Here is an 11,228-nt window from a genome sequence, read left to right on the forward strand (position 1 = left end):
TCACCGCGCGCGGGGGGCCCGGCTCCCGGTACTCATCCGAATGGGCGCCCGGACGGGCCGCCCGGACGGGGGCCGGACGAGGGCCGACGCCGACGAGAGCGGCGCCGGCGCGCTCCGGTCGACGCGCTCAGCCCCGTACGCCGCACAGATGCAGCAGCGCCGCGACGCCCCGGTACGGATCGGTCCGGCCGGCCCGTTCCTCGGCGGCCAGCAGGGTCTCCACGTCGTCGGGGACCGCGGCGTCGTCGGCCGCCGTGTCCGTGAAGACCCGCACGCCGTACCAGGTGTGCAGCGGGGCGCCGATGCCGGCCAGCTTGGCCGTCAGCGTGGCGAGCCGGTCCGCGCGGACGTCGAGGCCCAGCCGGTTGCGGTAAGCGGTGGTGTCGAAGGCCGCGAGGGCGCCCGCCCACTCGCCGTACAGGCCGGGGCGCATCGCGAGCGCGTCGCCGTTGCGCACCAGGAGCGACAGCAGCCCGCCGGGGGCGAGCATCCGGGCCAGTCCGGCGAGCAGCGGGTCGGGCTCCTCCACGTACATGAGCACGCCGTGGCACAGCACCACGTCGAAGCTGCCCGGCAGGAAGTGCACGCCGGTGTCCCGGCCGTCCCCCTCGATGATCCGCATCCGCTCCCGGATGCCCTCGGGCTGGCCGGCCAGGGCCTCGCGCGCCGCCGCGATCATCGTGGTGTCCCGCTCCAGGCCGGTCACCTGGTGCCCGGCCCGTGCCAGCCGCAGCGCCTGGGTGCCCTGACCCATGCCGACGTCGAGCACCCGCAGCCGCTTGCCGACCGGGAAGCGCCCCGCTATCTGCTCGTCCAGCTGCCGGGCCACGAGTTCCTGCCGTACGACGTCCCGCAGACCGCCGAGCCCGCCCAGCCAGGCATCGGCCGCGCCCCCGGCGAACGGCGTCGTGCTCAGGGCCGCTCCCCGCGCTTGACCTGCGGCTTGGGCAGCCGGAGCCGACGCATCTGGAGGGAGCGCATCAGCGCGTAGGCGACCGCGCCGCGCCTGCGGTCGTCGGGGAAGCGCTCGGCGAGGCGCTTCTTCAGCCGGAAGCCGGTGACCAGCGAGTCGAGCACGATCAGCACGATCACGACGAGCCACAGCAGCAGCGCGATGTTCTGCAGCGAGGCCACCCGGACCATGCTCAGCACGAGGATGACCACGGCCATCGGCAGGAAGTACTCCGCGATGTTGAACCGGGAGTCGACGAAGTCGCGGGCGAACTTGCGGACCGGACCCTTGTCACGGGCCGGCAGGTACCGCTCGTCCCCGCTCGCCAGCGCCTCGCGCTGGCGCGCCATCGCGGTCCGGCGCTCGTCGCGCTGTCGCTTGGCGGCCTCCTTGCGCGTCATCGGCGTGTTGGAGACGCTGCGGCGCTGGGACTGGGCCGCACTGCGCTTGGGCGTGGGCCTGCCCTTCGGGGCCTGCGGGTCGCGGGGCTGCTTGGAGTCGGTCACCGGCGCCTTGACGACGCTCTGGGCCTTCTCTTCCTTGGCACGGCTACGGAACACAAAACCCAAGGGTACGGGGTGCTGCGGTGTGGACCGCAGCCCGGTGGGGAACGATCCGGCAACGCCGGTCGTCTGTATGAGGACAGAGGGGACGATGCGCACAGCCCGGACACCGGCTTTCCGGACAACCCCGGGGAGCACCTACTCCCTACGCGGGACCGGGAGCGTACGCAGTCGTCCTTGGGGATGAGCGCATCCGTCCCCGAACAGTGCGGTAATGGATGCAGGGCCCGTACTGTGGGTTCTGTTGCAGTCCTGGAGCTGGAGTCGGTCAGAAGGGGGCGCGCGAAGCCCATGAGCGGTGTCATGAAGCGTATGGGGATGATCTTCCGCGCAAAGGCCAACAAGGCCCTTGACCGGGCCGAGGACCCGCGCGAGACCCTCGATTACTCGTACCAGAAACAGCTGGAGCTGCTGCAGAAGGTGCGCCGCGGCGTCGCCGACGTGGCGACCAGCCGCAAGCGCCTGGAGCTTCAGCTCAACCAGCTCCAGTCCCAGTCGGGCAAGCTGGAGGACCAGGGCCGCAAGGCGCTGGCGCTGGGCCGTGAGGACCTGGCCCGCGAGGCGCTCTCCCGCCGTGCCGCGCTCCAGCAGCAGGTGACCGACCTGGAGACGCAGCACGCCACGCTCCAGGGCGAGGAGGAGAAGCTCACCCTGGCGGCCCAGCGCCTCCAGGCCAAGGTGGACGCCTTCCGCACGAAGAAGGAGACCATCAAGGCCACCTACACCGCGGCCCAGGCGCAGACCCGCATCGGCGAGGCCTTCTCCGGCATCTCCGAGGAGATGGGCGACGTGGGCCTCGCGATCCAGCGGGCCGAGGACAAGACCGCCCAGCTCCAGGCCCGGGCCGGCGCCATCGACGAACTGCTCGCCTCCGGCGCCCTGGACGACCAGTCCGGCATGCACAAGGACGACATCCAGGCCGAGCTGGACCGGCTCTCCGGTGGTACGGATGTAGAGCTGGAACTGCAGCGCATGAAGGCCGAGCTGGCCGGCGGCAGCTCCGGTGACCGGCAGGCCATCGAGGGCGGTCAGGGCCAGGCGCAGTCCCAGCAGCAGTCGCAGGACACCCCGCGCTTCGACAAGCAGTAGCCCACGCCTAGGAGGGCGACATGATCGTACGGATCATGGGGGAGGGACAGCTGACGCTGGCCGACGGCCGGCTCTCCGAGCTGGACAAACTGGACGACGAACTCCTGGCCGAGATGGAGAACGGCGACGGTCCCGGTTTCCGCGCGACCCTCCAGGCCCTCCTGGCCAAGGTCCGCGAGCTGGGCGAGCCCCTGCCGGACGACAGCCTGGAGCCGTCCGACCTGATCCTCCCGTCCTCGGACGCCACCTTGGAGGACGTCCAGGAGATGCTGAGTGACGACGGCCTGATCCCAGGGGGTGCCTGACGGACGCCGGTCAGGCACTCCGGCCCGTCGTGGGGGTCCCCCCGCTCGAGCGGGGCCGGGAGTGGGGGAGTTCGAGGGCGAGGCCGTTCAGGCCGACAGCGGGGGTCCGGGGGCGCAGTCCCCGGGTCGACGGCCACCGCACGCCGGACGCGACACGGACGGACGCCCGCTCCGGCTACCGTAAAACTCCGTGAGCACCCTCGCCCGCGCCCGGTGCAGACTCGGCGCCCACCCCTCCGCGCTGGACGCGGCCCTCGCGGCCGCGGTCCTGGTGTGCATGGTCGCCGGTTCGTTCGTGGACCCGCACGGCCCCGAAGGCGTCAGCTGGGGCTTTCGCACCCCCGACGCGCTCAGCCTGTTCCTGATGACCGCCGGCGCCGCCGCGCTCGCGTTCCGTCGCCGGGCCCCGCTGACGGTCCTCGCGGTCACGGGCGGCGTCTCCGTCGTCGAGAGCGTCACCGGTGACCCCCGCGCCCCCGTCGTCATGTCCACCGTCGTCGCCCTCTACACCGTCGCCGCCTCCACCGACCGCCCCACCACCTGGCGGGTCGGCCTGCTCACCATGACGGTGCTCACCGGCGCCGCCATGCTGGCCGGGCCGCTGCCCTGGTACGCGCAGGAGAACCTCGCCGTCTTCGCCTGGACCGGCATCGGCGCCAGCGCCGGGGACGCGGTCCGCAGCCGGCGCGCCTTCGTCCAGGCCATCCGGGACCGGGCCGAGAAGGCCGAGCGGACCCGTGAGGAGGAGGCACGCCGCCGGGTCGCCGAGGAGCGGCTGCGCATCGCCCGCGACCTGCACGACGTCGTCGCCCACCACATCGCCCTCGTCAACGTCCAGGCCGGGGTCGCCGCCCACGTCATGGACAAGCGGCCCGACCAGGCCAAGGAGGCCCTCGCCCACGTACGGGCGGCCAGCCGCTCCGCACTGGGGGAACTGCGCGCCACGGTCGGCCTGCTCCGCCAGTCCGGCGAGCCGGAGGCGCCGACCGAGCCCGCCCCGGGCCTGCACCGCCTCGAAGAACTCGTCGGCACCTTCCACCACGCCGGGCTCCACGTCGAGGTGGCCCGCGCCGACCAGGGCACCGAACTGCCCGCCGCCGTCGACCTGGCCGTGTACCGCGTCATCCAGGAGGCCCTGACCAACGTGCAGAAGCACGCGGGGCCCGGGGCGAAGGCGGAGGTCAGCGTGGTGCGCGTGGGGCCCGACATCGAGGTCACCGTGCTCGACGACGGGACCGGCGAGGGCGGCGCGTCCACCGACGGGGGCGCGTCCACCGACGGCGGCGGGCACGGGCTGCTCGGCATGCGCGAGCGCGTCACCGCGGTGCGCGGCACCCTCACCACCGGTCCCCGCTACGGAGGCGGCTTCCGGGTCCATGCGATCCTTCCGGTCAGGAACCGCACCGATCCAGCGGAGGACCCCGTATGACGATCCGTGTCCTGCTCGCCGACGACCAGGCGTTGCTGCGCAGCGCCTTCAGGGTGCTGGTCGATTCCGAGCCCGACATGGAGGTGGTGGGGGAGGCGTCCGACGGCGCGGAGGCGGCCCGGCTGGCCGCCGAACTGCGGGCCGACGTGGTGCTGATGGACATCCGGATGCCCGGCACCGACGGCCTGGCCGCCACCCGCCTGATCAGCGCCGACCCGGCCCTCGCCCATGTCCGCGTGGTCATACTGACCACCTTCGAGGTCGACGACTACGTGGTGCAGTCGCTGCGCGCGGGCGCCTCCGGCTTCCTCGGCAAGGGCTCCGAACCCGAGGAACTGCTCAATGCGATCCGCGTCGCCGCCGGCGGTGAGGCGCTGCTGTCCCCGACCGCCACCAAGGGGCTGATCGCCCGCTTCCTCGCCCAGCAGGGCGCGGCGGACGATGCCGGCCGCGATCCCGCCCGCGCCGAGCGGCTGGAGTTGCTGACCGTGCGGGAGCGCGAGGTGCTGGTCCAGGTCGCCGGGGGGCTCTCCAACGACGAGATCGCCGAGCGGCTGGAGGTCAGCCCGCTCACCGTGAAGACGCACGTCAACCGGGCCATGGCCAAGCTGGGCGCCCGCGACCGGGCCCAGCTGGTCGTCATCGCGTACGAATCCGGGCTGGTCCGTCCAAGGGTGGAGTGACCTCGGCCCGCGTGTACTGCGGCGGCAGTATACGCCGCATAAGGAAATGGACCTGGGGCCTAGGGAACCGGGGGCACCCATGGACCAGGGTGGTGGGGTGGGCGTACAGATGTGCCCCGTCCCCTCCGCTCGGCCACAGAAGAGAGACCCTGATCCATGTCCTGGCTGTCGAGATTCAGCCTCGCGCAACGGGCCCTGATAGGCCTGATGTCGATCGTCGCGCTCGTCTTCGGCGCGATCGCCATCCCCCAGCTCAAGCAGCAGTTGCTGCCCACCATCGAACTGCCCATGGTGTCCGTGCTGGCGCCGTACCAGGGCGCCTCGCCCGACGTGGTCGAGAAGCAGGTCGTCGAGCCGATCGAGGACAGTCTCGAAGCGGTCGACGGGATCTCGGGCGTCACCTCCACGGCCAGTGAGGGCAACGCCGTCATCATGGCGTCCTTCGACTACGGCCCGAACACCCAGCAGCTCGTCGCCGACGTCCAGCAGGCCGTGAACCGGGCCCGCGCCCAGCTCCCGGACGACGTGGACCCGCAGGTCATCTCCGGCTCGACGGACGACATCCCGACCGTCGTCCTCGCCGTCACCTCGGACAAGGACCAGCAGGCGCTGGCCGACCAGCTCGACAAGACGGTCGTCACCGAGCTGAAGGACATCGACGGCGTCGCCCAGGTCGTGGTCGACGGCGTCCGCGACGTCCAGGTCACCGTCACCCCCGACCAGGCGAAGCTGGCCAAGGCCGGCGTGAGCCCGCAGGCTCTCGCCCAGTCCCTGCAGGCCGGCGGCGCGACCGTCCCCGCGGGCTCCTTCGACGAGGGCGGCGCCAACCGCACCGTCCAGGTCGGCGGCGGCTTCACCTCGGTGAAGCAGATCCAGGACCTCATGGTCACCGACGAGGGCGTCGACAAGCCGGTCCGCCTCGGTGACGTCGCCACCGTCAAGGAGGAGGAGGCCAAGGCCGACTCCCTCACCCGCACCGACGGCAAGCCCTCCCTCGCCGTCGCCGTGACGATGGACCACGACGGCAGCGCGGTCGCCATCTCGAAGGCCGTCGAGGACAAGCTTCCCGACCTGCGCGAGCAGCTCGGTTCCGGCGCGACGCTCACCGTCGTCAGCGACCAGGGCCCCGCGGTGTCCAAGGCCATCGAGGGCCTGACCACCGAGGGTGCCCTCGGTCTGCTCTTCGCCGTCCTGATCATCCTGGTCTTCCTGGCGTCGATCCGCTCCACCCTGGTCACCGCGGTCTCCATCCCGCTGTCGGTGGTGCTGGCGCTGATCGTCCTGTGGACGCGCGACCTGTCGCTCAACATGCTGACGCTGGGCGCCCTGACCATCGCCATCGGCCGGGTCGTCGACGACTCGATCGTGGTCCTGGAGAACATCAAGCGGCACCTCGGCTACGGCGAGGAGCGCCAGGAGGCCATCCTCAAGGCCGTCCGCGAGGTCGCCGGAGCGGTCACCTCCTCCACGCTCACCACGGTGGCCGTCTTCCTGCCGATCGGCCTGGTCGGCGGCATGGTCGGCGAGCTGTTCGGCTCCTTCAGCCTGACCGTCACCGCGGCGCTGCTGGCCTCCCTGCTGGTGTCGCTGACGGTCGTCCCGGTCCTGTCGTACTGGTTCCTGCGCCCGCCGAAGGGCACCCCCGAGGACGCCGCCGAGGCCCGCCGGCTGGCCGAGGAGAAGGAGGCGAAGAGCCGCCTCCAGCGCTTCTACGTCCCCGTCCTGCGCTTCGCCACCCGCCGTCGCCTCACCAGCGTGGCCATCGCGGTCGTCGTGCTCATCGGCACGTTCGCCATGGCGCCGCTGCTGAAGACCAACTTCTTCGACCAGGGCGACCAGAAGGTCCTCAGCATCAAGCAGGAGCTGAAGCCGGGCACCAGCCTCGGCGCGACGGACGCCCAGGCGAAGAAGGTCGAGAAGCTGCTCGGGGACACCGAGGGCATCAAGGACTACCAGGTCACCATCGGCTCGTCCGGCTTCATGGCCGCCTTCGGCGGCGGTACGGACACCAACCAGGCCTCGTACCAGATCATGCTGGAGGACTCCGCGTCCTACGAGGACGTCCAGGACCACATCGAGGACGGGCTCGCGAAGCTCGACGGCATCGGCACCACCACGGTCGCCGCCGGTGACGGCTTCGGCAGCCAGGACCTGAGCGTGGTCGTCAAGGCGGCCGACGCGCAGGTCCTCCGCGAGGCCGCGGAGGAGGTCCGCAAGACGGTCGCCGAGCTCGACGACGTCACCGACGTCACCAGTGACCTGGCGCAGAGCGTGCCGCGTATCTCGGTCAAGGCCAACGCGAAGGCGGCCGCCGCCGGGTTCAACGACCAGACGCTCGGCGCGGTCGTCGCCCAGGCGGTGCGCGGCACCCCGGCCGCCAAGGCGATCCTGGACGACACCGAGCGCGACGTCGTCATCAGGTCGGCCCGGCCGGCCGAGACGCTGGCCGAGCTGAAGGCCCTGAACCTGGGCCCGGCCAAGCTCGGCGACATTGCGACGGTGCAGCTGGTGGACGGCCCGGTCTCGATGACCCGCATCGACGGTCAGCGCGCGGCGACCGTCACCGCCAAGCCGACCGGTGACAACACCGGCGCGGTGGGCACCGAGCTCCAGTCGAAGATCAAGGAGCTGGACCTGCCGGCCGGTGCCACGGCCGACATCGGCGGCGTCACCGCCGACCAGGACGAGGCGTTCGTCAACCTGGGCCTGGCCATGCTGGCGGCCGTCGCCATCGTGTTCATGCTGCTGGTGGGCACCTTCCGGTCGCTGGCCCAGCCGCTGATCCTGCTGGTGTCGATCCCGTTCGCGGCGACCGGCGCGATCGGCCTGCTGCTGGCGACGGGCACCCCGATGGGTGTCCCGGCGATGATCGGCATGCTGATGCTGATCGGCATCGTGGTCACCAACGCGATCGTGCTGATCGACCTGATCAACCAGTACCGCAAGCAGGGCTACGGCGTCGTCGAAGCGGTGATCGAGGGCGGTCGGCACCGTCTGCGGCCCATCCTGATGACGGCCCTGGCGACGATCTTCGCCCTGCTCCCGATGGCCCTGGGCGTCACCGGCGAGGGCGGTTTCATCGCCCAGCCGCTGGCGGTGGTCGTGATCGGCGGTCTGATCACCTCGACCCTGCTGACGCTGCTGCTGGTCCCGACCCTCTACGCGATGCTGGAGCTGCGCAAGGAGCGGCGCGCGAAGAAGCGGGCGGCGAAGAAGGGCGGCGACGTGCCGCTCCAGTCGCCCGCCTCGGAGGAGCCGGAGCCGGCGAAGGCCTGATAAACCGCAGGCAGAAACGGCGAAGGGGGTCCCCCACGGAATCCGTGGGGGACCCCCTTCGCCGTGTGCGGCGCGGCATCGGCCCCGCGGTTCACGGCTTGCGGGCGACCCCGCAGTAGGCGTCGACGGAGGCGGCGGCCGGTCCGGTGCGGGTCTCGAGGTCCGGGCGCCAGGACGGGACCTGGGTGACGCCGGGGGCGACCAGGTCGAGTCCGTCGAAGAAGCCGGCGATCTCCTCGACGCTGCGCACGTAGTACGGCGTCGCGCCGCTGGCGTTGTAGGCGTTCGAGGCGGCGATCATGCCCTCGCTCGTGGCGGTGCTGTCGCTGATGACCAGGTGGCTGCCCGACGGGAGGCCCGCCATCAGCCTGCGTACCAGGTCGCGGGCCTGTTCGTGGTCGGCGACGTGGCCGAGGGTGTTGAGGATGATCAGAGCGATCGGCTGGGAGAAGTCGAGGGTGCCGGCGGCGGCCTTCAGGACGCTGTCGGGGGCGTGGAGGTCGGCGTCCAGGTAGGCGGTGCGGCCCTCGGGGGTGCTGGTGAGCAGGGCGTTGGCATGGGTCAGCACGATCGGGTCGTTGTCGACGTACACGATCCGGGCGTCGGGAGCCAGGCGCTGGGCCACTTCGTGGGTGTTGTCGGCGGTGGGCAGTCCGGTGCCGATGTCCAGGAACTGCCGGATGCCCTGCTCCTCGACCAGGTGGCGGACGGCGCGCCCCAGGAAGAGCCGGCTGGTGAGTGCCACGTCGACGAGGCCGGGGAAGATCTCCTTGATCTGTTCCCCGATCTCCCGGTCGACCTCGTAGTTGTCCTTGCCGCCGACGAAGTAGTTCCAGAAGCGGGCCGAGTGCGGCTTGGAGGTGTCGATCCGGGCCCGTATCTCCGCGCCGGCGGCGACCTGGGAGTGGGTGTCTGACACGGCGGCTTCTCCTACGGGTTGGCGTGTACGAGTCGGGACACCAACCTAGTACCGCGATGCCGCCCGGTCCGGTGATCGGACAGTTCAGAAGGATCTGTCTCCGAACGAGGACCGGGGCTCGGCGCGGACCGAGCCCCGGCGGGCCTTCGTCGTACGGCGAACCGTTACGGCAGCGCCAGCATCCGCTCCAGTGCCAGCTTCGCGAACGCCTCGGTCTCCTTGTCGACCTCGATCCGGTTGACGAGGGTGCCCTCGGCGAGGGACTCCAGCGCCCAGACCAGGTGCGGCAGGTCGATGCGGTTCATGGTCGAGCAGAAGCAGACCGTCTTGTCGAGGAAGACGATCTCCTTGTCCTCGGAAGCGAAACGGTTCGCCAGCCGCCGGACCAGGTTCAGCTCGGTGCCGATCGCCCACTTGGAACCGGCCGGGGCCGCTTCCAGGGTCTTGATGATGTGCTCGGTCGAGCCGACGTGGTCCGCCGCGGCCACGACCTCGTGCCGGCACTCGGGGTGCACCAGGACGTTCACGCCCGGGATGCGCTCGCGCACGTCGTTGACCGAGTCCAGGCTGAAGCGGCCGTGCACCGAGCAGTGACCCCGCCACAGGATCATCTTCGCGGCGCGCAGCTCCTCGACGGTCAGCCCGCCGTTCGGCTTGTGCGGGTTGTAGAGGACGCAGTCCTCCAGGGACATGCCCATGTCCCGCACCGCGGTGTTGCGGCCCAGGTGCTGGTCGGGCAGGAACAGCACCTTCTCGCCCTGCTCGAAGGCCCAGTCCAGGGCCCGCTCGGCGTTGGACGAGGTGCAGATGGTGCCGCCGTGCTTGCCGGTGAACGCCTTGATGTCCGCGGAGGAGTTCATGTACGAGACGGGCACGACCTGCTCGGCGATCCCGGCCTCGGTCAGCACGTCCCAGCACTCGGCGACCTGCTCGGCGGTGGCCATGTCGGCCATGGAACAGCCGGCCGCGAGGTCGGGCAGGACCACCTTCTGGTCGTCGGAGGTCAGGATGTCCGCCGACTCCGCCATGAAGTGGACGCCGCAGAAGACGATGTACTCGGCCTCCGGGCGCGCGGCGGCGTCCCGGGCCAGCTTGAAGGAGTCGCCCGTGACGTCCGCGAACTGGATGACCTCGTCCCGCTGGTAGTGGTGACCGAGGACGAAGACCTTGTCCCCGAGCTTCTCCTTGGCCGCGCGGGCGCGCGCGACCAGGTCCGGGTCGGAGGGCGAGGGCAGGTCGCCGGGGCACTCCACGCCGCGCTCGCTCCTCGGGTCGGCCTCACGGCCGAGCAGCAGCAGGGCGAGGGGCGACGGCTGTACGTCGAGCTCCTGGGGTTGGGCGGTGGTCACGACACGCACCCTTTCTACTTTTCGTCGAACTGACGCTATATATCATAACCGGTTCACGTCACTTTGACGATGCCCATAGTGTCGGTGTGACGTGAATCCCGGTGCCGCAGCCGCTGTCCGCTCCCCGGGGCGTGTGCGAGCATGAAGGGAAGCCCGGGGAGAAAGACACGGGCCCGCCCCGGAATGAATCCGCGGCCTTGCCGGTTGGAACCGTCGGCAAGCAGTCTCCGTACAACCCGGGAGAGATGTAGATGTCCGTATCGGACGAGACCACCACCGTCACCGACGGCATCATCCTGACCGACGCCGCCGCGTCCAAGGTCAAGGCGCTGCTCGACCAGGAAGGCCGTGACGACCTGTCGCTGCGCGTCGCCGTCCAGCCCGGCGGCTGCTCCGGCCTGCGCTACCAGCTCTTCTTCGACGAGCGCTCGCTCGACGGCGACGTGGTGAAGGACTTCGGTGGCGTCAAGGTCACCACCGACCGCATGAGCGCCCCCTACCTCGGCGGTGCCACCATCGACTTCGTGGACACGATCGAGAAGCAGGGCTTCACGATCGACAACCCGAACGCGACGGGCTCCTGCGCCTGCGGTGACTCCTTCAGCTGAGCCACGCGGCACCGGCGTACCAGAAGGGCGGCGGCCCGGGGACAATCCCCGGGCC

At 70.9% G+C, this 11,228-nt stretch carries 10 protein-coding genes; 6 read left to right on the forward strand and 4 right to left on the reverse strand.

Annotation, left to right across the window (positions count from 1 at the left end; all coding sequences use genetic code 11):
• Positions 1-127: 127 nt before the first annotated feature.
• Together RM812_RS34870 and RM812_RS34875 are read right to left on the reverse strand one after the other, a co-directional pair.
• On the reverse strand, positions 128-829 hold the full coding sequence (locus RM812_RS34870) for a class I SAM-dependent methyltransferase (protein ID WP_311582397.1): 702 nt from the start codon (positions 827-829) through the stop codon (positions 128-130).
• An 83-nt stretch (positions 830-912) separates the two neighbouring features.
• Positions 913-1,590, reverse strand: a complete 678-nt coding sequence (locus tag RM812_RS34875) for a DUF3043 domain-containing protein (RefSeq protein ID WP_394816560.1) — start codon at positions 1,588-1,590, stop codon at positions 913-915.
• 237 nt (positions 1,591-1,827) lie between these two features.
• Here RM812_RS34875 and RM812_RS34880 point away from each other — a divergent pair, with 237 nt between their 5' ends.
• The 5 genes from RM812_RS34880 to RM812_RS34900 all read left to right on the forward strand — a co-directional run bounded on the left by RM812_RS34880 (position 1,828) and on the right by RM812_RS34900 (position 8,297).
• Positions 1,828-2,604, forward strand: a complete 777-nt coding sequence (locus RM812_RS34880) for a PspA/IM30 family protein (RefSeq protein ID WP_311582428.1) — start codon at positions 1,828-1,830, stop codon at positions 2,602-2,604.
• A gap of 20 nt (positions 2,605-2,624) precedes the next feature.
• Entirely contained in the window at positions 2,625-2,909 is a 285-nt protein-coding gene (pspAA, locus tag RM812_RS34885; protein ID WP_311582398.1) for a PspA-associated protein PspAA, read from the forward strand.
• Positions 2,910-3,099: 190 nt separating this feature from the next.
• Positions 3,100-4,338 carry a sensor histidine kinase gene (locus tag RM812_RS34890; RefSeq protein ID WP_311582401.1) on the forward strand — a complete coding sequence of 413 codons (1,239 nt, stop codon included), beginning with the start codon at positions 3,100-3,102 and terminating at the stop codon, positions 4,336-4,338.
• Positions 4,335-5,021, forward strand: coding sequence for a response regulator transcription factor (locus tag RM812_RS34895; protein ID WP_311582404.1), 687 nt, complete (start codon positions 4,335-4,337; stop codon positions 5,019-5,021). Before RM812_RS34890 ends, RM812_RS34895 begins: the two co-directional genes overlap by 4 nt.
• 156 nt (positions 5,022-5,177) lie before the next feature.
• Entirely contained in the window at positions 5,178-8,297 is a 3,120-nt protein-coding gene (locus RM812_RS34900) for an efflux RND transporter permease subunit (RefSeq protein WP_311582407.1), read from the forward strand.
• Between the two features lie 91 nt (positions 8,298-8,388).
• Here the strand turns inward: RM812_RS34900 and RM812_RS34905 are convergent, their stop codons facing one another.
• Both RM812_RS34905 and nadA read right to left on the reverse strand, forming a co-directional pair.
• Positions 8,389-9,216, reverse strand: a complete 828-nt coding sequence (locus RM812_RS34905; RefSeq protein WP_311582409.1) for an SAM-dependent methyltransferase — start codon at positions 9,214-9,216, stop codon at positions 8,389-8,391.
• 164 nt (positions 9,217-9,380) lie between these two features.
• Positions 9,381-10,565 carry a quinolinate synthase NadA gene (gene nadA / locus RM812_RS34910; RefSeq protein ID WP_311582412.1) on the reverse strand — a complete coding sequence of 395 codons (1,185 nt, stop codon included), beginning with the start codon at positions 10,563-10,565 and terminating at the stop codon, positions 9,381-9,383.
• A 251-nt stretch (positions 10,566-10,816) separates the two neighbouring features.
• On the opposite strand from nadA, the gene RM812_RS34915 reads away from it, so the two are divergent.
• The gene (locus RM812_RS34915) at positions 10,817-11,173 is read left to right on the forward strand and encodes a HesB/IscA family protein (RefSeq protein ID WP_217145526.1); all 357 of its coding nucleotides are present in this window, start codon (positions 10,817-10,819) and stop codon (positions 11,171-11,173) included.
• The last annotated feature ends 55 nt before the right edge of the window (positions 11,174-11,228 follow it).

It is taken from the genome of Streptomyces lancefieldiae (assembly GCF_031845825.1).
Lineage (GTDB): Bacteria > Actinomycetota > Actinomycetes > Streptomycetales > Streptomycetaceae > Streptomyces > Streptomyces lancefieldiae.